The sequence below is a fragment of the Phytobacter massiliensis JC163 genome (genome assembly GCF_000321045.1).
Lineage (GTDB): Bacteria > Pseudomonadota > Gammaproteobacteria > Enterobacterales > Enterobacteriaceae > Phytobacter_A > Phytobacter_A massiliensis.
Window position 1 is genome coordinate 971,163 of record NZ_HE578945.1, and the last position, 24,374, is coordinate 995,536.

The 24,374-nt window shown below is 55.2% G+C and carries 23 protein-coding genes, 1 pseudogene and 1 other annotated feature; of the genes and pseudogenes, 11 read left to right on the forward strand and 13 right to left on the reverse strand.

The window, feature by feature from the left end:
* Positions 1-19: 19 nt before the first annotated feature.
* Positions 20-2,701, reverse strand: a complete 2,682-nt coding sequence (adhE, locus tag ENTHG_RS04870; protein WP_044174907.1) for a bifunctional acetaldehyde-CoA/alcohol dehydrogenase — start codon at positions 2,699-2,701, stop codon at positions 20-22.
* Positions 2,702-3,174: 473 nt separating this feature from the next.
* Here adhE and ENTHG_RS04875 point away from each other — a divergent pair, with 473 nt between their 5' ends.
* The 6 genes and pseudogenes from ENTHG_RS04875 to oppF all read left to right on the forward strand — a co-directional run bounded on the left by ENTHG_RS04875 (position 3,175) and on the right by oppF (position 10,176).
* Entirely contained in the window at positions 3,175-3,822 is a 648-nt protein-coding gene (locus tag ENTHG_RS04875) for a YchE family NAAT transporter (protein ID WP_044174916.1), read from the forward strand.
* 769 nt (positions 3,823-4,591) lie between these two features.
* A pseudogene (gene oppA, locus ENTHG_RS04880) lies at positions 4,592-6,222 on the forward strand (oligopeptide ABC transporter substrate-binding protein OppA).
* Between the two features lie 84 nt (positions 6,223-6,306).
* A complete protein-coding gene (gene oppB / locus ENTHG_RS04885) occupies positions 6,307-7,227 on the forward strand; it encodes an oligopeptide ABC transporter permease OppB (protein WP_044174928.1) in 921 nt (306 codons plus the stop codon).
* Between the two features lie 14 nt (positions 7,228-7,241).
* On the forward strand, positions 7,242-8,150 hold the full coding sequence (gene oppC, locus ENTHG_RS04890; RefSeq protein ID WP_044174931.1) for an oligopeptide ABC transporter permease OppC: 909 nt from the start codon (positions 7,242-7,244) through the stop codon (positions 8,148-8,150).
* A gap of 11 nt (positions 8,151-8,161) precedes the next feature.
* On the forward strand, positions 8,162-9,175 hold the full coding sequence (locus ENTHG_RS04895) for an ABC transporter ATP-binding protein (protein WP_044174937.1): 1,014 nt from the start codon (positions 8,162-8,164) through the stop codon (positions 9,173-9,175).
* Positions 9,172-10,176 (forward strand): murein tripeptide/oligopeptide ABC transporter ATP-binding protein OppF, encoded by a 1,005-nt coding sequence (gene oppF, locus ENTHG_RS04900; protein WP_044174940.1) that lies wholly within the window; start codon positions 9,172-9,174, stop codon positions 10,174-10,176. Before ENTHG_RS04895 ends, oppF begins: the two co-directional genes overlap by 4 nt.
* A gap of 50 nt (positions 10,177-10,226) precedes the next feature.
* On the opposite strand, the gene ENTHG_RS04905 is transcribed toward oppF, so the two are convergent.
* Together ENTHG_RS04905 and cls are read right to left on the reverse strand one after the other, a co-directional pair.
* Positions 10,227-10,556 carry an HI1450 family dsDNA-mimic protein gene (locus ENTHG_RS04905; RefSeq protein WP_044174943.1) on the reverse strand — a complete coding sequence of 110 codons (330 nt, stop codon included), beginning with the start codon at positions 10,554-10,556 and terminating at the stop codon, positions 10,227-10,229.
* A 34-nt stretch (positions 10,557-10,590) separates the two neighbouring features.
* Positions 10,591-12,051 carry a cardiolipin synthase gene (cls, locus tag ENTHG_RS04910; RefSeq protein ID WP_044174945.1) on the reverse strand — a complete coding sequence of 487 codons (1,461 nt, stop codon included), beginning with the start codon at positions 12,049-12,051 and terminating at the stop codon, positions 10,591-10,593.
* Between the two features lie 137 nt (positions 12,052-12,188).
* On the opposite strand from cls, the gene ENTHG_RS25285 reads away from it, so the two are divergent.
* Complete coding sequence (locus ENTHG_RS25285; protein ID WP_122959168.1) at positions 12,189-12,362, forward strand: YciY family protein; 174 nt, start codon at positions 12,189-12,191, stop codon at positions 12,360-12,362.
* Between the two features lie 54 nt (positions 12,363-12,416).
* Positions 12,417-12,755 (forward strand): SMR family transporter, encoded by a 339-nt coding sequence (locus ENTHG_RS04915; RefSeq protein ID WP_044174948.1) that lies wholly within the window; start codon positions 12,417-12,419, stop codon positions 12,753-12,755.
* 41 nt (positions 12,756-12,796) lie between these two features.
* On the opposite strand, the gene ENTHG_RS04920 is transcribed toward ENTHG_RS04915, so the two are convergent.
* Positions 12,797-13,093, reverse strand: a complete 297-nt coding sequence (locus ENTHG_RS04920; protein ID WP_044174951.1) for a YciI family protein — start codon at positions 13,091-13,093, stop codon at positions 12,797-12,799.
* Between the two features lie 220 nt (positions 13,094-13,313).
* On the opposite strand from ENTHG_RS04920, the gene tonB reads away from it, so the two are divergent.
* Positions 13,314-14,051: a TonB system transport protein TonB gene (tonB, locus tag ENTHG_RS04925; protein WP_202595302.1), complete on the forward strand. Its 738-nt coding sequence runs from the start codon at positions 13,314-13,316 to the stop codon at positions 14,049-14,051.
* Between the two features lie 30 nt (positions 14,052-14,081).
* Here tonB and yciA read toward each other — a convergent pair whose 3' ends face one another.
* From yciA to ENTHG_RS04945, 4 genes are all read right to left on the reverse strand, one after another.
* On the reverse strand, positions 14,082-14,483 hold the full coding sequence (gene yciA / locus ENTHG_RS04930; RefSeq protein WP_044174959.1) for an acyl-CoA thioester hydrolase YciA: 402 nt from the start codon (positions 14,481-14,483) through the stop codon (positions 14,082-14,084).
* Positions 14,484-14,555: 72 nt separating this feature from the next.
* Positions 14,556-15,095 carry a septation protein A gene (locus ENTHG_RS04935; RefSeq protein WP_044174961.1) on the reverse strand — a complete coding sequence of 180 codons (540 nt, stop codon included), beginning with the start codon at positions 15,093-15,095 and terminating at the stop codon, positions 14,556-14,558.
* Positions 15,096-15,121: 26 nt separating this feature from the next.
* Complete coding sequence (locus ENTHG_RS04940; protein ID WP_044174964.1) at positions 15,122-15,877, reverse strand: YciC family protein; 756 nt, start codon at positions 15,875-15,877, stop codon at positions 15,122-15,124.
* 31 nt (positions 15,878-15,908) lie between these two features.
* On the reverse strand, positions 15,909-16,307 hold the full coding sequence (locus tag ENTHG_RS04945; RefSeq protein WP_044174967.1) for a YkgJ family cysteine cluster protein: 399 nt from the start codon (positions 16,305-16,307) through the stop codon (positions 15,909-15,911).
* A 275-nt stretch (positions 16,308-16,582) separates the two neighbouring features.
* Between ENTHG_RS04945 and ompW the strand changes: the two genes are divergently transcribed.
* On the forward strand, positions 16,583-17,218 hold the full coding sequence (ompW, locus tag ENTHG_RS04950; protein ID WP_044174969.1) for an outer membrane protein OmpW: 636 nt from the start codon (positions 16,583-16,585) through the stop codon (positions 17,216-17,218).
* Between the two features lie 79 nt (positions 17,219-17,297).
* Here ompW and trpA read toward each other — a convergent pair whose 3' ends face one another.
* Genes trpA through ENTHG_RS04975 form a run of 5 tightly spaced genes read right to left on the reverse strand, consistent with a single transcriptional unit; the run spans position 17,298 to position 23,831 of the window.
* Complete coding sequence (gene trpA / locus ENTHG_RS04955) at positions 17,298-18,107, reverse strand: tryptophan synthase subunit alpha (RefSeq protein WP_044174971.1); 810 nt, start codon at positions 18,105-18,107, stop codon at positions 17,298-17,300.
* Positions 18,107-19,300, reverse strand: coding sequence for a tryptophan synthase subunit beta (gene trpB / locus ENTHG_RS04960; RefSeq protein ID WP_044174980.1), 1,194 nt, complete (start codon positions 19,298-19,300; stop codon positions 18,107-18,109). The genes trpA and trpB overlap by 1 nt, the downstream gene beginning before the upstream one ends.
* Positions 19,301-19,311: 11 nt before the next feature.
* Complete coding sequence (trpCF, locus tag ENTHG_RS04965; protein ID WP_044174994.1) at positions 19,312-20,670, reverse strand: bifunctional indole-3-glycerol-phosphate synthase TrpC/phosphoribosylanthranilate isomerase TrpF; 1,359 nt, start codon at positions 20,668-20,670, stop codon at positions 19,312-19,314.
* Positions 20,671-20,673: 3 nt separating this feature from the next.
* Entirely contained in the window at positions 20,674-22,269 is a 1,596-nt protein-coding gene (gene trpD, locus ENTHG_RS04970; RefSeq protein WP_044175004.1) for a bifunctional anthranilate synthase glutamate amidotransferase component TrpG/anthranilate phosphoribosyltransferase TrpD, read from the reverse strand.
* A complete protein-coding gene (locus ENTHG_RS04975; RefSeq protein ID WP_044175016.1) occupies positions 22,269-23,831 on the reverse strand; it encodes an anthranilate synthase component 1 in 1,563 nt (520 codons plus the stop codon). Before ENTHG_RS04975 ends, trpD begins: the two co-directional genes overlap by 1 nt.
* Positions 23,832-23,851: 20 nt before the next feature.
* Positions 23,852-23,946, reverse strand: a sequence feature (Trp leader region).
* Between the two features lie 158 nt (positions 23,947-24,104).
* On the opposite strand from ENTHG_RS04975, the gene ENTHG_RS04980 reads away from it, so the two are divergent.
* A partial coding sequence (locus tag ENTHG_RS04980) for a PHP domain-containing protein (RefSeq protein ID WP_044175029.1) occupies positions 24,105-24,374 on the forward strand: 270 nt, incomplete at its 3' end.

Consider the following 24,374-nt stretch of genomic DNA (forward strand, 5'->3'; position numbering starts at 1 on the left):
TTTTTGTTAGCGATGGCAATTAAGCGGTTTTCTTCGCTTTCTTGTCAGCTTTTTCCACTTTCACAACGTCTGCTTTAACGTCTGCGGCTACGCCTTCTTTGAATTCGCGACCGTAGTAGGTATCCAGCAGAATCTGTTTCAGCTCGGAGATCAGCGGGTAGCGCGGGTTAGCGCCGGTGCACTGGTCATCGAAAGCATCTTCAGACAGCTTGTCGACGTGAGCAAGGAAGTCAGCTTCCTGAACACCAGCTTCACGGATGGATTTCGGAATACCCAGCTCCGCTTTCAGGCTGTCCAGCCAACCCAGCAGTTTTTCGATTTTCGCTGCGGTACGGTCGCCCGGTGCGCTCAGGCCCAGGTGATCGGCGATTTCCGCGTAGCGACGACGAGCCTGCGGACGGTCGTACTGGCTGAATGCGGTCTGCTTGGTTGGGTTGTCGTTCGCGTTATAACGAATGACGTTACCGATCAGCAGGGCGTTCGCCAGGCCGTGCGGGATATGGAACTGAGAACCCAGTTTGTGCGCCATAGAGTGGCACACGCCGAGGAAGGCGTTGGCAAACGCGATACCGGCGATGGTTGCTGCACTGTGTACACGCTCACGCGCTACCGGGTTTTTAGAACCCTCGTGGTAAGAGGCCGGCAGGTTCTCTTTCAGCAGTTTCAGCGCCTGCAGAGCCTGACCATCGGAGAACTCAGACGCCAGTACGGAAACATAGGCTTCCAGGGCGTGAGTTACCGCATCCAGACCACCGAAAGCACACAAGGATTTCGGCATATCCATGACCAGGTTAGCGTCAACAACCGCCATATCCGGAGTCAGGGCATAGTCGGCCAGCGGGTATTTCTGACCGGTGGCGTCATCGGTTACAACCGCGAACGGGGTAACTTCTGAACCGGTACCGGAAGTGGTGGTGATGGCGACCATTTTCGCTTTCACGCCCATTTTCGGGAACTTGTAGATACGTTTACGGATATCCATAAAGCGCAGCGCCAGTTCTTCGAAGTGGGTTTCCGGGTGTTCGTACATGACCCACATGATTTTGGCTGCGTCCATCGGGGAACCGCCGCCCAGCGCGATGATAACGTCTGGTTTGAAGGAGTTTGCCAGCTCTGCGCCTTTGCGAACAATGGTCAGGGTCGGGTCAGCTTCAACTTCAAAGAAGACTTCTGTTTCAACGCCGGCCGCTTTCAGCACAGAGGTGATCTGGTCTGCATAGCCGTTGTTGAACAGGAAACGGTCGGTCACGATGAGCGCACGTTTGTGGCCATCAGTAATCACTTCATCCAGCGCGATAGGCAGGGAGCCACGGCGGAAGTAGATAGATTTCGGAAGTTTGTGCCACAACATGTTTTCAGCTCGCTTAGCAACGGTTTTCTTGTTGATCAGGTGTTTCGGACCAACGTTTTCAGAGATGGAGTTACCACCCCATGAACCACAACCCAGCGTCAGGGACGGTGCGAGTTTAAAGTTGTACAGGTCGCCGATACCACCCTGAGAAGCCGGGGTGTTAATCAGAATACGTGCGGTCTTCATCATCTGACCGAAGTAGTTCACGCGATCCTGCTGGTTATCCTGGTCGGTGTACAGGCAGGAGGTGTGGCCGATACCGCCCATTGCAACCAGTTTTTCCGCCTTGTCTACCGCATCTTCGAAATCTTTCGCGCGGTACATGGCCAGCGTCGGAGAGAGTTTCTCATGAGCAAACGGCTCGCTCTCGTCGACCACGGTCACTTCGCCAATCAGAATTTTAGTGCTAGCCGGTACGGTGAAGCCTGCCAGTTCAGCGATTTTATACGCTGGCTGACCAACGATAGCCGCGTTCAGGGCGCCATTTTTCAGAATGACGTTCTGAACAGCTTTCAGTTCCTGGCCCTGCAGCAGGTAGCCGCCATGGCTGGCGAAACGCTCGCGAACGGCGTCGTAAACGGAGTCAACCACAACCACAGACTGTTCAGAGGCACAGATAACGCCGTTGTCGAAGGTTTTGGACATCAGAACGGAAGCAACAGCGCGTTTGATATCAGCGGTTTCATCGATGACTACCGGGGTGTTACCCGCGCCTACGCCGATTGCCGGTTTACCGGAGCTGTATGCCGCTTTCACCATGCCCGGGCCGCCTGTCGCGAGGATCAGGTTAATATCCGGGTGGTGCATCAGGGCGTTAGACAGCTCAACGGAAGGTTGGTCGATCCAGCCGATCAGATCTTTCGGCGCGCCAGCGGCGATAGCTGCCTGCAGCACGATATCAGCCGCTTTGTTGGTGGCTTCTTTCGCACGCGGATGCGGAGAGAAGATAATGGCGTTACGGGTTTTCAGGCTGATCAGCGATTTAAAGATTGCGGTAGAAGTGGGGTTGGTGGTCGGGACGATACCGCAAATGATACCGATAGGTTCGGCGATAGTGATAGTACCGAAGGTGTCGTCTTCTTCGAGGACGCCACAGGTCTTCTCATCTTTATAGGCGTTATAGATATATTCAGAAGCAAAATGGTTTTTAATCACTTTATCTTCGATAATACCCATGCCGGATTCGGCAACGGCCATTTTAGCGAGAGGGATACGGGCATCGGCAGCGGCCAGAGCGGCGGCGCGGAAGATTTTGTCAACTTGCTCTTGAGTAAAGTTGGCATATTCACGCTGGGCTTTTTTCACGCGTTCTACGAGTGCGTTAAGTTCAGCGACATTAGTAACAGCCATAATGCTCTCCTGATAATGTTAAACTCTTTTAGTAAACCAGCTCTCCGATACGACAGTATAGACAGGCGAGCTTCAGGTTGTGTAAATCACAGAAAAACAATGGGTTAACGCCGTTTTCACCGTACTGATTTACTGAAAGAGCCTAAACGAAACATCATTTAAACTGATATGTCTTACTCATTGATAACGTCTTCAAGAGTACTCACTTCTGAGTACCGATTACGTGATCTAAATCAAGTTTCGGCAAAGCTGACACCTTTCAGCAGGCCCTTTTTGGGCATTCGTATCAATTGTTAATGATAAAAGTACGATGCGGGTCCACATTATCATAATTAGAACAAATATATAACATATCTGAATGTAAGGTTCAGTATGGGAATTTTGCTGTGATAAAGGAGAAATAGTCGTATATTTAGCAGGGTTTATTTGGCTTCTATACTCTCTTTTTTGCCTTGCTATACGCGGAGTGGCTCGTGATTCAAACACTGTTTGATTTTCCTACCTGGTTTAAGTTTTTTATCGGGCTTTTTGCGCTGGTAAACCCCATCGGCATCATTCCTGTTTTCATCAGCATGACCAGCTACCAGACGGCGGCGGCACGCAATAAAACGAACCTGACCGCCAACCTCACCGTAGCCATTATTCTCTGGACCTCTCTCTTTCTTGGCGACGCCATACTGCAACTCTTCGGTATCTCAATAGACTCTTTCCGCATCGCCGGCGGCATTCTGGTGGTCACCATCGCGATGTCGATGATCAGCGGCAAGCTTGGGGAGGATAAGCAGAACAAGCAGGAAAAGTCGGAGACCGCGGTACGCGAAAGCATTGGCGTTGTGCCCCTGGCGCTGCCGTTGATGGCGGGGCCGGGGGCTATTAGTTCAACCATTGTCTGGGGCACCCGGTTTCATAGCGCGCAGTATCTCATTGGCTTTTCTGTCGCTATCGCGCTATTTGCGCTCTGCTCATGGGGATTGTTTCGTATCGCGCCGTGGCTGGTTCGCCTGCTCGGCCAGACAGGCATTAACGTTATTACTCGTATCATGGGGCTTCTACTTATGGCTCTCGGTATTGAATTCATCGTCGCGGGGGTGAAAGCCATTTTTCCGGGTCTGTTACATTAACGCACATATTGTTAAAAAAATGACAAACGGCAAAATCAGGCGGTCGGTGTTATCAGCAAATCGTATATATAAAGGTGGAAAGAATCCTAAATATAATAAATCGCACTGCTTAAAATAAAACTCTATTTTTCATTATGTTACGAAAAGTTGATTAAAAAATCGGCGGCAATTTTCGCCGTCGGTTCTGTTATTTTACTCACACGATACTCTGAGGCTTGCTGTGAGATAATTGAAATGATATTAGTTAATTCTTGTTACAAGCAGACAAATGTGCTGCATTAACGGGAAATGTTGATTTTTTGTGCAAACGTCGAAAAAGGCGAGCGACAAAATGTCGGCAAACGGACTGTGAGCCTTACACGTTGATTCTTAGGGAGAATTACGCTGCAAGGCAAGCAATGGCGATTTTTAAGCGCCGCTAACATAGCGAATAAAAGAGAATTAGTTAACAAATTTGCAAATTGTATTGGCGGGAAATATAGGCATTTGGTACTTTCCGGCCCTCTATTTGTGAAAAAATTAATGCAGATGAGAATTATTTGCACTTATAACTCTCACTGCAAGAATCATCGCGTCTCGACAGGGGAGACGCGTCAAAATCGACGTAAGAGCGCCGTTCGAGCGCCTCGTAATAAATAAGTCGGTGATAGCAAGCAGTGAAAAGATGCCTGGCAGCCGTCAAAAGCTCCTGCGCTGTTCAGGCCCCCGGCAGGGGAAGAAACAGGCTGACAGTTATGTCGGTAATTATAATGAGTGGAGTATCAACACAATGTCCATCATCACAAAAAAAAGTCTGGTAGCCGCAGGGGTTCTCTCTGCGCTAATCGCAGGTAACGTAGCCATGGCGGCAGATGTGCCTGCGGGTGTGCAACTGGCAGAGAAGCAAACGCTGGTGCGCAATAACGGTTCTGAGGTGCAATCCCTCGACCCACACAAAATTGAAGGCGTGCCGGAATCAAACGTAAACCGCGACCTGTTTGAAGGCCTGCTAATTTCTGACGTTGAAGGCCACCCAACGGCGGGCGTCGCGGAGAAGTGGGAAAATAAAGATTTCAAAGTCTGGACATTCCATCTGCGTAAAGATGCGAAATGGTCAGATGGCTCCCCGGTAACGGCCCACGACTTTGTCTATAGCTGGCAGCGTCTGGCAGATCCGAAAACCGCCTCTCCTTATGCAAGCTATCTGCAATATGGTCATATCGCCAATATTGATGAAATCATCGAAGGTAAAAACCGACCTCAGAGCTGGGCGTAAAAGCGATCGATGACAATACTTTCGAAGTGACCCTGAGCGAACCCGTTCCCTATTTCTATAAGCTGCTGGTTCACCCCTCTGTTTCCCCGGTTCCTAAAGCTGCGGTTGAGAAATTCGGCGACAAATGGACCCAGCCTGCCAATATCGTCACCAACGGCGCTTATAAACTGAAAGATTGGGTGGTTAACGAGCGCATCGTACTTGAGCGTAATACCAATTACTGGGACAACGCGAAAACGGTTATCAATCAGGTGACCTATCTGCCGATCTCCTCTGAGGTGACTGATGTAAACCGCTACCGCAGCGGCGAAATCGACATGACCTATAACAACATGCCGATTGAACTGTTCCAGAAACTGAAAAAAGAGATCCCGAAAGAAGTTCGTGTCGATCCGTACCTGTGCACCTACTACTACGAAATCAACAACCAGAAAGCGCCTTTCACCGATGTGCGCGTGCGTACCGCCCTGAAGCTGGCGCTCGACCGTGACATCATCGTTAATAAAGTGAAGAACCAGGGCGACCTGCCTGCTTACAGCTACACCCCGCCATATACTGACGGCGCAAAACTGGTTGAGCCGGAGTGGTTCCACTGGTCGCAGGAAAAACGCAACGAAGAGGCCAAAAAACTGCTGGCCGAGGCTGGGTACACCGCTGACAAGCCGCTGACCTTTAACCTGCTCTATAACACCTCCGATCTGCATAAAAAACTGGCGATCGCCGTCTCCTCCATCTGGAAGAAAAACCTCGGCGTGAACGTGAAGCTGGAAAACCAGGAGTGGAAAACCTTCCTCGACAGCCGTCATCAGGGCACCTTTGATGTGGCGCGTGCTGGCTGGTGTGCGGACTATAACGAGCCAACCTCGTTCCTGAATACCATGCTCTCCGACAGCTCCAACAACACCGCGCACTATAAGAGCGAGGCGTTCGATAAGCTGATTGGCGATACCCTGAAAGTGACGGATGACGCGCAACGCGCCGAGCTTTATACCAAAGCTGAACAGCAGCTCGATAAAGACTCTGCCATTGTGCCGGTTTATTACTATGTGAACGCTCGCCTGGTGAAACCGTGGGTGGGTGGTTATACCGGTAAAGACCCGTTGGATAATATTTACGTTAAGAATCTGTATATTATCAAGCATTAATGGCAATGAGTGGGGCAGGGTTATTCTGCCCCACAGTGTCTTATTTCATCGCACTACAAAGGCACACGCCAGAAGGTACGGGCAATGTTGAAATTTATCCTACGTCGCTGTCTTGAAGCGATTCCAACGCTTTTTATTCTTATTACGATCTCCTTCTTTATGATGCGCCTTGCGCCGGGAAGCCCTTTCACCGGTGAGAGAACGCTGCCGCCAGAGGTTATGGCGAATATTGAAGCTAAATACCATTTAAACGATCCGCTCCTGACACAATATGGCAGCTACCTTAAGCAGCTGGCGCACGGTGATTTTGGCCCGTCGTTTAAATATAAAGATTATTCGGTGAATGACCTGGTCGCGGCCAGCTTTCCCGTTTCCGCCAAATTGGGGGCCGCGGCATTTTTGCTGGCGATAATATTCGGCGTTAGCGCAGGGGTTATCGCCGCGCTCAAGCAGAATACCAAATGGGATTTTACGGTGATGGGGTTTGCGATGACCGGGGTGGTTATTCCAAGCTTCGTTGTCGCGCCATTGCTGGTGATGATATTCGCGATAACGCTGCAGTGGCTGCCTGCCGGAGGCTGGAACGGCGGCGCGCCGAAATATATGATTTTGCCGATGGTAGCGCTTTCTCTCGCCTATATCGCCAGTATCGCGCGTATTACCCGCGGTTCGATGATAGAAGTGCTGCACTCCAACTTTATTCGCACCGCCCGTGCGAAAGGGCTACCGATGAAACGGATTATTTTCCGTCACGCCCTTAAGCCTGCGCTGCTGCCGGTGCTCTCCTATATGGGGCCTGCGTTTGTCGGCATTATTACGGGTTCAATGGTGATCGAGACGATTTACGGTCTGCCGGGCATTGGTCAGCTGTTCGTCAATGGCGCGCTTAACCGTGACTACTCGCTGGTATTAAGCCTGACCATTCTGGTCGGTGCGCTCACCATTCTTTTTAACGCGATCGTTGATGTGCTTTATGCCGTTATCGATCCGAAAATCCGTTATTAACGCTGGAGTACGCCATGATGTTAAGTAAGAAAAACAGCGAGGCGCTGGAAAACTTCAGTGAGCAACTGGAAGTAGAAGGGCGCAGTTTATGGCAGGACGCTCGCCGTCGCTTTATGCATAACCGTGCGGCGGTAGCCAGTTTAATCGTACTGGTGCTAATCGCGCTGTTCGTTACCCTGGCGCCGATGCTGTCGCAGTTCGCCTATTTCGATACCGACTGGGCGATGATGTCCAGCCCGCCGGATACCGAGTCCGGACACTGGTTTGGCACCGACTCTTCAGGCCGCGACCTGCTGGTGCGCGTGGCGATTGGCGGTCGTATCTCCCTGATGGTGGGCATTGCCGCCGCGCTGGTGGCGGTGATCCTCGGTACGCTCTATGGGGCGCTCTCCGGCTATCTTGGCGGCAAAGTCGACTCGGTGATGATGCGCCTGTTGGAAATTCTCAACTCCTTCCCGTTCATGTTCTTCGTTATTCTGCTGGTGACCTTTTTTGGGCAAAACATCCTGCTCATTTTCGTGGCGATCGGCATGGTTTCCTGGCTGGATATGGCGCGTATCGTGCGTGGCCAGACGCTGAGCCTGAAACGTAAGGAGTTTATCGAAGCGGCGCAGGTCGGCGGCGTCTCGACAGGCAATATCGTGGTTCGCCACATCGTGCCCAATGTTCTGGGGGTGGTGGTGGTCTATGCGTCGCTGCTGGTGCCGAGCATGATCCTGTTTGAGTCCTTCCTGAGCTTCCTGGGGCTGGGGACGCAAGAGCCACTGAGCAGTTGGGGCGCGTTATTAAGCGACGGCGCCAACTCGATGGAAGTTTCCCCCTGGCTGCTGATGTTTCCGGCGGCGTTTCTGGTGGTAACCCTGTTTTGCTTCAACTTTATCGGCGATGGTCTGCGTGATGCCCTCGACCCGAAAGATCGTTAAGGAGTGCTGTTATGAGCATGCATGAAATCTCATTGGCGTCGCAGACGCAGCAGCAGTCAAATCTGCTTCTGGATGTGAACGATCTACGCGTAACGTTTAAAACCCCTGACGGCGACGTCACGGCGGTCAACGATCTCAATTTCAGCCTGCGTGCCGGCGAGACGCTGGGAATTGTCGGCGAATCCGGTTCCGGCAAGTCGCAAACGGCGTTTGCCCTGATGGGCCTGCTGGCGGCGAACGGTCAGATTGGCGGCTCGGCGAAGTTTAACGGCAAAGAGATCCTCAACCTGCCGGAAAGCGCGCTTAACAAGCTGCGCGCCGAGCAAATTTCGATGATTTTTCAGGACCCGATGACCTCGCTTAACCCCTATATGCGGGTCGGCGAACAGCTGATGGAAGTGCTGATGCTGCATAAAAGCATGAGCAAAGCCGAAGCGTTTGAAGAGTCGGTAAAAATGCTTGATGCAGTGAAAATGCCGGAAGCCCGTAAGCGTATGCGCATGTATCCCCACGAGTTTTCCGGCGGGATGCGTCAGCGCGTGATGATCGCCATGGCGCTGCTGTGTCGGCCAAAACTGTTGATCGCCGATGAACCCACTACTGCGCTGGATGTGACGGTGCAGGCGCAGATTATGACGTTACTCAACGATCTTAAGCGCGAGTTTAACACGGCCATCATCATGATTACCCACGACCTGGGCGTGGTGGCGGGCATTTGCGACAAAGTGCTGGTGATGTATGCCGGGCGAACCATGGAGTATGGTCAGGCGCGCGATGTTTTCTATCAGCCCGCGCACCCTTACTCGATTGGCCTGCTGAACGCGGTGCCCCGGCTGGATGCGGAAGGGGAAGCGCTGTTAACTATCCCCGGCAACCCGCCAAACCTGCTGCGCCTGCCGAAAGGCTGCCCGTTCCAGCCGCGTTGCCCTCACGCCATGGAAATTTGTAATAACGCGCCGCCGCTGGAGGAGTTTGCTCCAGGCCGGCTGCGCGCCTGCTTTAAACCGGTGGAGGAGCTGGTATGAACGCCATTGCCGAAGAGAGAAAAGTACTGCTCGAAATCGCCGATTTGAAAGTGCACTTCGATATTAAAGACGGCAAGCAGTGGTTCTGGCAGCCGTCGAAAACCTTAAAAGCGGTGGATGGCGTCACGCTGCGTCTCTATGAGGGTGAAACCCTGGGCGTGGTGGGCGAATCCGGCTGCGGTAAATCAACCTTTGCCCGCGCCATTATCGGTCTGGTTAAAGCCACGGACGGGAAGGTTGCCTGGCTGGGTAAAGATCTGCTGGGCATGAAGCCCGAGGAGTGGCGCGAAGTACGCAGCGATATCCAGATGATCTTTCAGGACCCGCTGGCCTCACTGAATCCCCGCATGACCATCGGCGAGATTATCGCCGAGCCGCTGCGGACCTATCACCCTAAAATGTCGCGCCAGGAAGTGCGCGATCGGGTGAAGGCGATGATGATGAAGGTAGGGCTGCTGCCGAACCTGGTGAACCGCTATCCCCACGAGTTTTCCGGTGGGCAGTGCCAGCGTATCGGCATCGCCCGCGCGCTGATCCTCGAACCCAAGCTGATTATTTGTGATGAGCCGGTATCGGCGCTGGACGTTTCAATCCAGGCGCAGGTGGTGAACCTGCTGCAAAAGCTGCAGCGGGAAATGGGGCTGTCGCTGATCTTTATCGCCCACGATCTGGCGGTGGTTAAACATATCTCCGATCGCGTACTGGTGATGTATCTGGGCCATGCGGTAGAGCTGGGTACGTATGATGAGGTCTATCATAACCCGCAGCACCCTTACACCAGAGCGCTGATGTCTGCGGTACCGATTCCTGACCCGGACCTGGAAAAGAATAAAACTATCCAACTGCTGGAAGGGGAGCTGCCGTCGCCCATTAACCCACCGTCAGGCTGCGTGTTCCGTACCCGCTGCCCGATAGCGGGCCCTGAGTGCGCAAAAACCCGCCCGGTACTGGAAGGCAGTTTCCGTCACGCGGTCTCCTGCCTGAAGGTTGACCCGCTATAACGCTCAGTTGTCCGGGCCGAATACGGCCCGGCAATAACAAAAAGCGTTTCTTACTCGCGCCAGAGAATATGGCACAGCTTGTGGTCTTTTTCGCGGCAGAGCAGCACGCGGGCAAAAACGTCGTTGATTTCGCCGCCGTCCGTATCCGCCAGCCCAATCACCACTTCGGCGAAAAAGTCCGGGTTAAGATCGTAATCGACATGTTCCTGCCAGTCTTCGCTCGGATCGAACAGCTCTGCGCCGCCGCGCTCTTCGAACTGCAGATTAAAAAGAATGATATCTGCCGGGTCGAGATTGTCCGCCGCAAGTTCGAGAAAAATATCGTAAGCCTGCTCAAGCGTCTCGTCTTCGCTCAGGCGGTTGTTCAGATCCATTTCCATAATGACTACCTGTTTAATAGCAATTGGGCACGTTTTACAGCAATGGGCTAAAGAAGTAAAACAGTCGTTCTGCTATTCGGTGCCAGAACGGACGTTTCACCCACAGACGCGCATCCAGCAGGCGAGAACGGGAGATATAATCATCCTGAACGGCAGCGAGATCGCTGCCAAATCCTGTGTCATCAATCACCAGCGTGATTTCAAAATTAAGCCACAGGCTGCGCATATCCAGATTTACCGTCCCAACCAGACTCAATTCGCCGTCGACCAGCACGCTCTTGGTGTGCAACAGGCCGCCTTCAAACTGGTAAATTTTCACACCGGCGGCCAGCAATTCGGTAAAGAAGGCCCGGCTGGCCCAGCGCACCAGCACGGAATCGTTATGGCGCGGCAGGATAATACTGACATCCACGCCGCGCTGGGCGGCGGTACAGATGGCGTGCAGCAGATCGTCGCTTGGTACGAAGTAGGGGGTGGTCATGATCAGGTATTCGCGCGATGCGTATACCGCGGTCAGCAGCGCCTGGTGGATTAAGTCCTCAGGGAAGCCGGGGCCGGAGGCAATGGTATGAATCGTGTGGCCACTGGCCTGTTCAAAGGGCATGATGTTGCCGTCCGGCGGCGGCGGCAAAATGCGCTTGCCGGTTTCAATTTCCCAGTCGCAGGAGTAGACAATGCCCATCGCGGTCGCCACCGGGCCTTCCATTCGGGCCATCAGGTCTACCCACTGGCCAACACCGGCATCCTGCTTGAAGAAGCGCGGGTCGACCATGTTCATACTGCCGGTGTAGGCAATATAGTTATCAATCAGGACAATTTTACGATGCTGGCGCAGGTCCATGCGGCGAAGAAACACACGCATTAAGTTGACTTTTAACGCTTCCACCACCTCGATGCCGGAGTTGCGCATCATCGCCGCCCACGGGCTGCGGAAAAAGGTGACGCTACCTGCCGAGTCCAGCATCAACCGGCAGTGCACCCCGCGCCGGGCCGCCGCCATGAGCGACTCCGCCACCTGATCGGCCATGCCGCCCGGCTGCCAGATATAGAACACCATCTCGATATTGTGCCGTGCCAGCTGAATGTCGCGGATCAGCGCCTGCATAACATCTTCCGACGAGGTCAGGAGCTGTAGCTGATTACCTTTCACGCCAGCGATCCCCTGGCGGCGCTCGCACAGTTTAAACAGTGCGGAGGCGACGCTGCTGTTTTCGTTGGCGAAGATATGGCGGTACGCTTTAAGGTCGTTTAACCATTTCGCGGTCGAAGGCCACATGGCCCGCGCTCGTTCCGCCCGCCGTTTGCCAAGATGCAGCTCGCCGACCGACAGATAGGCGATAATGCCCACAAGCGGCAGGATATAGATGATCAACAGCCATGCCATGGCAGAAGGTACAGCACGGCGCTTCATCAGGATGCGCAATGTCACGCCTGCGATAAGCAGCCAGTACCCTAGAATGACCAGCCAACTCACTACCGTGTAGAAGGTTGTCATAAAAAATCCTTTTGGAAATCTGATAGCAAGAGTTTACGCATAAGGATTCATCTGGCAAATAAAAACAGCGTGGAAAAGCCTGGCCTGAGGGCGGCTTGCGTCTATAATGTCCTGTCTGTCTGGTAAGAGTCGTAAAAATGAAACGTAGCAGAACGGAAGTGGCGCGTTGGCGCATGGTGCGGCAGTTCAGCCGCCGCAAGTCGCGTTGGCTGGAGGCCCAGTCCCGGCGCAACATGCGCATTCTCGCCATCAGAAAATGTGGATCGAGTCGGCACCGCAATGCGCTGCTGTTCGATATTTATCATTTCTGAACACGCCACAGGGCACCGTAACAGGTGCCCGCTGTTTTTATAGACGGACGTAAAATGAATAAAGAAGCCCTTATTTTTCTCGCTATCGCAATTGTCATGGAAGTGATTGCCACTACCGCGCTGAAATCCTCTGACAGTTTTACCCGGCTGCTCCCCTCCGCAATCAGCATCATTGGTTACTGTATCGCATTCTGGTGTCTGACCATTCCTATGCGTTCCATTCCAACCGGCATTATTTACGCTATCTGGTCTGGCGCGGGCATCGTGTTGATTGGGCTGGTGGGCTGGCTGGTTCATGGGCAAAAGCTGGATATGCCAGCGATACTGGGGATGGGGTGTATTATTGCGGGCGTGGTGATCATTAACCTGTTTTCGAAAAGCGTCGCTCACTGAGCGAACAAAGGGCATCAGGTTATGCCCTTTGTCGCACCCTCTCAGAAAACCTTCTTATAGGGTTTTACCGTCACCTGCTGGTAGACGCCAGCCGCCACATACGGGTCGTCATTTGCCCACGACTGCGCCGCTTCCAGCGATTCAAACTCCGCAATCACCGTGGAACCGGTAAAGCCCGCCGCGCCGGGATCGTTGCTGTCTACCGCAGGCATCGGGCCTGCCGTCAACAGACGACCTTCATCATGAAGAAGTTGCAAGCGCGCCAGGTGCGCAGGGCGCACGGAAAGGCGTTTCTCAAGCGAATCGGCAACATCCTGGGCGAAAATAACATAAAGCACGGGTAAGGCTCCTATCTCGTCAGAAAAGCACTACGTTAAGTGAATCCTTTAATAGCTGCAACGCTAAGATAACGCAGCCGCTAATTCCCCTGAGGGAGTGCGGTTAATTTCGCCGTTCAAGCGGGAAAAAGAGCATTAGCAGTGATGGCTTATTGAATATGATTGCTATTTGCATTTAAAATCGAGTTCTGTTTTTTCGACTGGCATGATTATGACTGCAATGACCTTTGATTTACCTCGCCGCTTCCCCTGGCCTACGCTGCTGGCCATTGGCCTCCATGGCGCTGTTGTCGCGGCTGTTGTGTTGTACTCGTCGGTACAGAAGGTTGTTGAGTTGCCCGCGCCGGCACAGCCGATTGCCATTACGATGGTTTCGCCTGCCGATCTGGAACCGCCTGCGGCCGTGCAGCCGCCGCCGGAGCCTGTGGTAGAGCCGGAACCGGAGCAGGAGCCGGAGCCAGTACCGGAGCCGCCGAAAGAGGCGCCGGTGGTGATTCATAAGCCAGAGCCGAAACCCAAGCCGAAACCGAAGCCAAAGCCGAAACCGGTTAAAAAAGTCGAGCAGCCGAAGCGTGAAGTAAAACCTGTGGAGCCGCGCACCAGCGCGCCGCTGACCAATACCGCGCCGTCTCGTCCGCTAATGAATAACGCGCCGACCACGGCGAGCAAGCCTGCGCCATCCGTCTCCAGCGGCCCGCGCGCGGTAAGCCGTAATCAGCCGCAGTACCCGGCGCGCGCGCAGGCGCTGCGTATCGAAGGGCGGGTACGGGTGAAATTTGACGTCATGCCGGACGGGCGTCTGGACAACGTGCAGATCCTCTCCGCGCAGCCCGCCAATATGTTTGAGCGCGAAGTCAAAGCCGCGATGCGCAAATGGCGCTACGAGCCGGGTAAACCGGGTAACGGTATCGTGGTTAACATCGTCTTTCGCATTAATGGCGGGGCCGCGGTGGAATAAGCGAAGAGCCTCCGCTAACGGAGGCTTTTTTTATGCCTGGACGGGAAGAGGACGCGGTTTACCGTGGTCGTCTACCGCCACATAAATAAACAGGGCTTCGGTGGCTTTATAGCGTTGACCAATCGGCTCCGAGGCCACTTTTTTAATCCACACTTCGACATTGATAGTGATTGAGGTGTTACCGCGCTTAACGCAGCGGGCGTAGCAGCAGACCACATCGCCTACCGCCACGGGCCGCAAAAACGTCATGCCGTCCACCCGTACCGTGACCACCCTTCCGTGGCCAATCTCTTTTGCCAGAATCGCGCCGCCCATATCCATCTGTGACATCAGCCAGCCGCCGAAAATATCACCGTTTGCGTTGGTATCCGCGGGCATAGCGAGCGTACGCAGCACCAGATCGCCCTGCGGCGCGTCTTGAGTCGTGGTCATAATTGTCCCTTATAAACAGGCAAATACGCCTGAGCTAAATGTAAAGCCAGGCAGTGCCTGGCTTTAAGTCCATCAGGATTTATCTTGCGCGGGCATATGGCGATAGATATAGACGCCGCTCAGTACCGTAAAGGCCAGCGTCAGCGCCGTTAAGCCAAAGACTTTAAAGTTGACCCAGATATTTTGCGGCAGCCAGAAGGCGATATAAATATTCGCCAGGCCGCACACAATAAAGAACACCGCCCACGCCAGATTCAGGCGCGACCACACCGTCTCCGGCAGCTCCAGCTCTTTACCGAGCATTCGCTGAATAAGCGGCTTTTTCATGACCCACTGGCTGAACAGCAGCGCGCCGGCGAAGAGGGCGTAAATAACGGTCACTTTCCACTTAATAAACTCATCATTGTGGAAGAAGATGGTCAACCCGCCGAACACCGCCACCAGCACAAAGGTAATCAGCGCCATTTTTTCGACTTTACGGTAGCGTACCCAGCTATAAATCAGCACAACCGCCGTGGCGATAATCAGCGCGGTAGTCGCTGCATAGATGTCATACAGCTTATAAAAGGCAAAGAAAATGACCAGCGGGAGAAAATCAAGAAACTGCTTCATTCTACATTTCCGTTAACGAAGAAATATCACTGACGAATCAGCATATACAGGCGGAACAGATAAATGAGCAAGGCTACAGATATCATGTTGCTCACCGTGTTGGCGATAACCGCGCCGATTTCCGGCGCAAACGCAAAGATGCTCTGAGCGAACGCCAGCACAACCATTTTGACCAGCAGCCAGCCGAGAAACCAGCCAATGACCGCTGGCGCGACAAAACGCATATTGGCCCAGCTCAGACGGAAGCTATTACGCATGGCAGTGAAGACGCCCATCCGATCCTGAACCACCATCACAGGCGCAAAGGCCAGCAGAGTGGCCATGATAACGCCAGGCACCACCACAAACATAATACCGAACTGCACAATAATCATCGTCAGCAGCAGCAAAATAAGCAGCGCTGGCAGTACCGGCGCGCTGGCGCCGATTGCCCGCAGTGCGCTGACGCGCTGACCGGCTGAAACGAGACGAATCATCATCAGCGTTCCGCCAGTGAGGATAGCGCTACCAATCAGCGCGGAAAATGTCGATGCGGCGGAGGCGCGCAATAAAACCTGCTGCTGTTCCGGCGTCATGTTGCGAACCAGGTCCAGCAACCCTGTGCTGCCCGCCAGGTTATCGCCTTCGCTCAGAATGGCGAGCTGGGCTTCGCCCGGTGAAAATACGCGGCCTAACAACACGGTAATAAACGCGCACAAAAGTGCCATCAGCAAAATAGTAACGAACTGATTACGAAAAAAATTCCCCGCGTCACGGTAAACCGACTTCGCCGTGATAGACATGCACTCTCCTTGCGTTCTGCAATGTTAAAAATCAGCGCAATTGTACCCTGGATAACCCCTCGGTGGCAGCATCAGCGGGTGTATGGAAAGGCATATCTTTGTAAAGCGGCGGTAATCCATAGTGGGCTCTTGCCCGATCGCACGCCTCATTGGCCTCGCCGTTTTCCCCGGAGGCCATAAATTCGCGGCAGGGCGAGGGGCGTTGATGGTAAATGGTGCAGCGGGTTGCTTCGCCCGGCGTGCCTTCCAGCGCGCTACAGCGGCAGGGTTTCTGCCGGGTACCGGACATACAGCGTAAAAAGGGCGTGACGGCTTCGGTAAGCTCAGCCGGGACAAGGCCGCCAGCGTCATCCGCTTCGGCCCAGTAAAAGGAGACACGAAAATAAGCACAACAGGCTCCGCACGACATGCACGGATTAACATCACTCATAGCACACCTGCACACGCATCAATTCATATTGTGAATGGATTAAATTAGCGCTGCCGTTGAAGGCAGGCAAGAGGGGGGAAAAGGAATATTTTTCTCTCACCAGAACGGTAAAATTTGATTAAAAAACAAAATACCCATGACGATTGGTAGGGGTAAAATTAATCCAGATCAATAAAGGTTAAATTACGAAACAGAATGTGATCTCTGTGAGATCACTTTGTACTTATTTGTAGTTATATTCACGGCGCTTATAAAACCACAAACATGGAGTGGATATGAAAAGAGTAGCCGTGGCGGTAGCAATTCTGAGTGCGTTCAGCGGGATGACATATGCCCATGACGCGGGTGAGTTTTTCATTCGCGCCGGGTCTGCAACGGTCAGACCAACGGAAGGCTCGGATAATGTCCTGGGCAGCCTGGGTGGCTTTAACGTAAATAACAACACCCAGATGGGGCTGACCATGACCTGGATGGCGACAGAGAATGTGGGTATTGAACTGCTGGCGGCAACGCCGTTTCGCCACAAGGTAGGCACTGGTCCTACCGGCGATATCGCCACGGTGCACCATCTGCCGCCAACGTTAATGGCGCAGTGGTATTTCAATGATGCCAGCAGCAAGTTCCGTCCTTATATTGGCGCCGGGATCAACTACACCACCTTTTTCGATGAAAAATTCAACGACACCGGCAAAGCGGCAGGGCTCAGCGATTTAAGCCTGAAAGATTCGTGGGGCGCGGCAGGCCAGGTTGGGGTGGACTATCTGATTAACCGTAACTGGCTGATTAACGCCTCGGTCTGGTACATGGATATTGATACCGATGTGCGCTTTAAGGCAGGGGGAGTGCAGCAGAGCGTGAGCACGCGCCTCGATCCGTGGGTCTTTATGTTCTCGGCAGGCTATCGTTTTTAATCGCGAATAACCGCGCGGTTCTCAGCCCGGTTAATGCGTCTACGCCTTAACCGGGCTCTGTTTTTAGTGCCGGGTGAGTTTACTGCTGGCGGGTGCCTGCTTTCATCGCCCGCACGAATGCGGCCAGCTCTTCAAGCATCACCGCGGGCTTATCAAGATTGTTCTCGATGATCTTAACGATGGCCGAACCGGAAATCGCCCCGGCCACCCCGGCGGCGATAGCCGCGGTGACCTGTTCCGGGGCAGAGATGCCAAACCCCTGTAGCGGCGGCGCGGCATGGTAAGCGGTTAACTTTTCCACCAGATGATGTAGCGGCAGGGCCGCGCGATTTTCCGCCCCGGTCACGCCCGCGCGGGAGAGCAGATAGGTGTAACCACGCCCGTAAGACGCAATCTGGCGCAGCAGGTCATCGTCGGCATTTGGCGGGCAGATGAAAATCGGCGCGATATTGTGCCGCATTGCCGCCTGGCGGAAGGGGGCGGACTCCTCCACCGGCACATCAGCGACCAGCACCGAGTCAACCCCGGCTTTCTCGCAGCGCGCGTAGAACGCGTCTACCCCGCCGCTAAAGACCAGGTTTGCATACATCAGCAGGCCGACAGGGATGGTCGGGTGCTTCTGGCGAATCGCCGTCAGCATTTCAAAGCACTGCTCAGGGTTAACGCCGCTGGCAAAGGCGCGCAGCGTCGCGTTCTGGATGGTGGGGCCGTCCGCCAGCGGATCGGAGAAGGGAATACCTAACTCCAGCGCGTCCGCCCCTGCTTCGATCAGCGTATCGATGATGTTCAGCGACTGTTCCGGCGACGGGTCGCCCAGGGTAACAAAGGGAACAAATGCGCCTTCCTTGCGTGCCTGCAACTGTTTGAAAAGTGTCTCGTAGCGTTCCATCAGATTTCCCCTCGCGCTTTCAGAATATCGTGAACGGTGAAGATGTCTTTATCCCCACGACCCGATAAGTTAACCACCAGTAACTGCTCTTTTTCCGGATTCTCCCGCATCATTTTTAACGCATGGGCCAGCGCGTGGGAAGATTCGAGCGCCGGAATAATGCCCTCGCTGCGACAGAGCGCCTTAAAGGCATCCAGCGCCTCGTCATCGGTAATCGACACGTAATCCGCGCGACCGATGCTGTTAAGGTGCGCGTGCTGCGGGCCGACGGAGGGGAAGTCGAGACCTGCCGAGATAGAGTAGGACTCTTCAATCTGGCCGTCGTCGGTCTGCATCATCGGCGATTTCATACCGAAATAGATGCCGACACGGCCATGCTTGAGGGGCGCGCCATGTTCACCGGTTTCGATACCGTGACCGGCGGGCTCCACGCCAATCAACCCCACGCCGCTCTCCTCGATAAAATCGGCGAACATGCCAATCGCGTTAGAACCGCCGCCCACGCAGGCAATAACCGCATCCGGCAGACGACCTTCTTTCTCAAGGATTTGCGCTTTGGTCTCTTCGCCAATCATGCGTTGAAACTCGCGCACGATGGTCGGGAATGGGTGGGGGCCCGCGGCGGTCCCGAGCATATAGTGGGCGGTATCGTAGCTGCCGGACCAGTCGCGCAGCGCTTCGTTACAGGCATCTTTCAGGGTGGCGGAGCCGCTGTAAACCGGGATCACTTCCGCGCCCATTAAGCGCATACGGAAGACGTTGGGGGACTGACGCTCAACGTCTTTCGCCCCCATATAGATGCGGCATTTCAGGCCGAGCAGGGCGCTTGCCAGTGCCGAGGCTACGCCGTGCTGACCAGCGCCGGTTTCCGCGATAATTTCGGTTTTGCCCATCCGTTTGGCGAGCAGCGCCTGGCCAAGCACCTGGTTGGTTTTATGCGCGCCGCCGTGCAGCAGATCTTCACGTTTAAGATAGAGCGTGGTGCGGGTGCCTGTGGTCAGGTTCTGGCACTTAGTCAGGGCCGTCGGGCGACCGGCGTAGTTTTTCAGCAGGTCGCTGAACTGAGCCTGAAACGCAGGATCTTTCTGCGCGCTGACAAACGCTTCTTCCAGCTGGCGCAGGGCGGGCATCAGGATTTGCGGAACGTACATGCCGCCAAATTCGCCGAAATAGGGGTTCAGTAAAGTCGTCATCGTCTTCTTCCTTAATAAGCGCGTAAAGTACGGAACACCGAGGCTATTTTTTCGGCGTCTTTTATTCCGGGTTCAGACTCTACGCCTGAATTAAAATCGAGTCCGGCACAGCCAGCTTTCGCCGCCGCCACGCAGTTATCCGCGCCCAGACCGCCTGCCAGTATTACGTTGTCGAGCTTCTCGCCCGCCAGCAGCGACCAGTCAAAACGCTGGCCGGTGCCGCCCTGTCCGTTATCCAGCACGTATTTATCGACGTTTGCCAGATCCCGTGCGGGCAGGGTGTCGCCTACGCTTAGCGCCTTCCAGATTTCAACGTGAGCGGGCAACTGCTGACGCAGAGCGTCGATATAGTGCTGGTCTTCCCGACCGTGTAGCTGAACGGCTGCCAGACCCAGTTCGCGGGTGATGGCGACGATGTCGTCCTTCCGGGCGTCGCGGAAGACGCCGACATAGCGTAGCGGCGCTGCTGCCATAACCGTCTGCGCCTGCGCCACATCGACCGCGCGTGGCGAGGAGGCGACAAAAATCAGCCCGCCATAAATGGCCCCGGCCTCAAACGCCGCTCTGGCGTCGACAGGGCGGGTCAGCCCGCAGACTTTGTTCTCCCCCAGCAGGACGCGCTTAACGGCGGCGTCGAGGTCGCTATGGGACATCAGGGCCGAGCCAATCAGAAAGCCGTTAGCAAAATGACTGAGTTCGCGCACATCGGCATAGGTGTTGATACCGGATTCGCTGATCACCGTCACGCCAGCGCCCAGGCGCGGGGCAAGCTGGCGGGTGCGGTTAAGGTCAATAGAGAGATCGCGCAGGTCGCGGTTGTTGATACCCACCACTTTTGCCTCAAGGGCTATGGCCCGCTCCAGCTCCGCTTCATTACTGACTTCCGTCAGCACGCCCATGTTCAGACTGTGGGCGACGGCCGCGAGCTGACGGTACTGTTCATCGTCAAGCACTGAGAGCATCAGCAGGCAGGCGTCCGCCTGATAATGGCGCGCCAGGTAAATCTGATAAGGATCGATAATAAAGTCCTTACACAGGATGGGCTGGGGCGCGATGGCGCTGACCACAGGCAGAAAGTCGAAGCTGCCCTGAAAATATTTCTCGTCGGTCAGCACGGAAATGGCCGACGCATGATGTTTGTAGATCCCTGCGATACGCGCCGGGTCAAAGTCATCGCGAATGACACCTTTAGACGGGGAGGCTTTTTTACACTCCAGAATAAAGGCGGTACGCGTGCCCCGCAGCGCGTCATAAAAACGGCGCTCGCTCGGCACAATCGCGTTTTGAAACGTGGACAGCGGTTGCTGCTCCTTGCGGGCGGCTACCCAAATCGCCTTATCCGCGACGATTTTCGCTAAAACGGTTTGCATCTTTTACCCTCTTGCCGCAAGTGCGGTGACTTTGTCATAGGCCGCGCCGCTGTGCAGCACATCCAGTACTTTGCGGGCGTTGGCCTGCAGATCTTCTTCGCCGTGCAGGCGCATCAGCATGGCGACGTTGGCGGCCACGGCGGCTTCATGCGCGGCGTCACCTTTACCTTGTAATAAGCGCGTCAGAATGTCACGGTTTTCTTCCGGCGTCCCGCCCGCAAGCTGCTCCTGATGATAAGGCGTCAGGCCAAAATCGGCGGCGGTCAGCTGATAGCTTTTGATCTCGCCATTATGCAATTCCGCGACCAGCGTCGGCGCATGCAGTGACACCTCGTCCATCCCGCCGCTGTGTACCACCGCCGCGCGCTGATAGCCCAGCACCCGCAGCGTCTCGGCGATGGGCAACACCAGCTCCGGGCTGTAGACGCCAATCAGCGCCAGCGGCGGGTGAGCCGGGTTAATAAGCGGTCCCAGCACGTTAAACAGGGTGCGGGTCTTGAGCTGCTGACGCACCGGCATAGCATGACGAAAACCGGTGTGGTACTTCGGCGCAAAAAGGAAACAGACTCCCAGTTCGTCCAGCGCGCTGCGCGAGCGGTCCGCGTTCATCTCCAGATTGATGCCGAACGCCGCCAGCAGATCCGATGAACCGGAACGGCTGGAGACGCTGCGGTTGCCGTGCTTCGCCACTTTCAGCCCGCAGGCGGCGGCGACAAAGGCGCTGGCGGTTGAGATGTTGATACTGTTGCTGCCGTCGCCGCCGGTGCCGACAATGTCCGCAAACGCATACTCGGGGCGGGGGAACGGCGCCGCGTTCTCCAGCAGGGCGGTGGCTGCCCCGGCGATCTCATTGGGGTGCTCGCCGCGAATTTTCATGCTGACCAGCGCGGCCGCAAGCTGTTCGGGTTTCAGCTCGCCGCGTACCACCGCGGAGAAGAGCTGGTGGCTCTCCTGCTGGCTCAGGGTCTGCGCCTGATACAGTTTTTCCAGTACCGGCTGCAGGGTGTTGGTCTGTTCGAGTTTCTGTTGCGCCCAGGCCAGCGTCTGCTCCAGCAGCCGCGCGCCCTGAGTGGTCAGGATTGACTCCGGGTGGAACTGAAAACCGCAGACGCGATCGGCGTCGTGGCGCACCGCCATCACCATACCGTCAAAATGGGCGTTGATGGTTAACCCGGCCGGGATATTACTGCCGACCAGTGAATGATAACGGGCGACCGGCAGCGGATTGACCAGCCCGGCAAACATCGCCTGGCCGTCATGTTCAATACTGGACGCTTTACCGTGCAGGATTTCGCCTGCCTGGCCAACGTATCCGCCATAGGCTTCAACAATCGCCTGGTGACCCAGGCAGATGCCGATAATCGGCAGCTTGCCGCGCAGGCGGGTTAGCAGTTCCGGCATGCAGCCAGCCTCACTCGGCGCGCCGGGGCCCGGCGAGAGCATCAGTACCGGGTTTTCCATGGTTGCCAGGCGGTCGATCAGCGTCTGGGCCGGGACGTGGTTGCGATAAATCACCACGTTGTGGCCGCTGGCGCGCAGCTGATCGGCCAGGTTGTAAGTAAAGGAATCAATGTTGTCGAGCAGCAGAATGTCGGCCATCAGAAAATCTCCTGCGCGTTATGCGCCTGGGCAATTGCGCGCAGTACCGCGCGGGCTTTATTACGGGTTTCATCGGCCTCGGATTGGGGGACGGAGTCAAGCACTACGCCCGCGCCGGCCTGAACGGTGGCAATGCCGTCTTCCACCCAGGCGGAACGAATCACGATACAGGTATCCAGATCGCCGTGGGCGGTGAAGTAGCCTACCGCGCCGCCGTAGCTGCCGCGCCGGGCGCCCTCTGCCTGGGCGATGAGCTGCATCGCGCGAACTTTCGGCGCGCCGCTCAGGGTGCCCATGTTCATACAGGCGCGATAGGCGTGCAGCACGTCCAGATCCTGACGCAGTTCACCCACCACCCGCGACACCAGGTGCATAACGAACGAGTAGCGATCGACTTTGGTCAAATCGGCGACATAGCGGCTGCCGGGAGTACAGATACGCGCCAGGTCGTTGCGCGCCAGGTCCACCAGCATTAAATGCTCGGAAAGCTCTTTATGGTCGGTGCGCATCTCCAGTTCGATACGGCTGTCGAGGTCACGATCCAGCGAACCATCCGCCCGACGTCCGCGTGGGCGCGTACCGGCTATCGGGTAGATTTCAATCTGGCGCGAGGCGGCGTCATATTTGAGCGAGCTTTCCGGTGACGCGCCAAACAGCGCGAAGTCGCTGTCCTGCATAAAGAACATATAGGGGCTGGGGTTGCTCTTTTTCAGCACCTCATAGGCGGCCAGCGGCGACGGACAGGGCAGCATGAAGCGACGGGAAGGCACAACCTGGAAAATTTCTCCGGCGCGAATCGCTTTTTGCATCTGGCGAACTACCGCTCCGTACTCTTCATCGCTCTGGTTGCTTTCGCTGCGCATATTCGGCACGGACTCCACCGGCAGCGGTGACGGAGCGATAGCCAGCTGCTGGTGAAGGGCGTCAATGCGCTTCGTCAGACGCGTTTTTTCTTCGCTATCCGGGGTAAACAGGCTCACCTGGATACGGGTATGTTTTTTCTGGTGGTCGATCACCAGCAACGTTTCGGCGAGGTAGAAGCAGTAGTCAGGGCAGCGGCGATCCTGGGCCAGCGCGGGCAGATCTTCAAAACCGGCCACCAGGTCATAGGCAAAGAGACCGCCGAAGAACATCGCTTCCCGCTCCGCCTGCGGAACTTCGACCAGCCCCTGCAACAAGCGAAAGGCATCAAAAACCGACAGCGAACAGAGGCGGGCATCTTCATCCAGCAGGGTGCTGACCGGCGGGAAGCGTAACTCGCGCCCTGACGGCAGTACCGTGTTTTCCACTCCGGAAGGCAGCGCCGCGTCAAGCAGCGGCAGCAGGGATGCGCCATTTTTACTCAGCGCCTGAATCGTCACGGTATCGCCAAGGGCGGTAATACGCAGGGCGCTATCCACCAGCAGCAGGCTCTTGACATCATTTTTGCTGTCGATGTCGGCAGATTCAAGCAGTAACGTCGCCGGGCGAGCGCCACACAGTTGATGAAACAACGCGGTGGGGTTTTCCCGGTAGAGCGCGTCGCTGGTCAGCAGTTCGAGTGTCGGTTTTGGCATTTGCATTGTCGCTCTTAGAGGTGTTCAAAAAAAAGCCCGCTCAATAGGCGGGCCGGGTATCGGTGTGCTGAATACGCACGTGAAACACTGCCCACATTCAGGGAGTGCGCCACCAGCGAAGAAGAGTGAAAAGCGTATTCATAACAGATACCTCGTTTGTGTGAACTTGCGTACTAGTTAACTGGTTCGCAGCGATAAAGTCAACCCTCAATTTCAGAAAATCGCATCCCGACGGTATGATAGCGCTCTTTACTGATGCAACTCGCCACGGGAGCCGCTTTGAGCGACACCAATTACGCAGTGATTTATGACCTGCACACTCACACTATTGCCTCCGACGGCACGCTGACGCCGCAGGAACTGGTGCACCGCGCCGCGGCCATGCGCATCGGCACGCTGGCGATTACCGATCACGATACGACCGCGGCGATCCCGGCCGCGCAGGCGGAAATTGCGCGGGCAGGGCTGCCGCTGCGTCTGGTCACCGGGGTAGAGATTTCTACCCTGTGGGAAAATCACGAAATTCACATCGTCGGTCTGAATATCGAT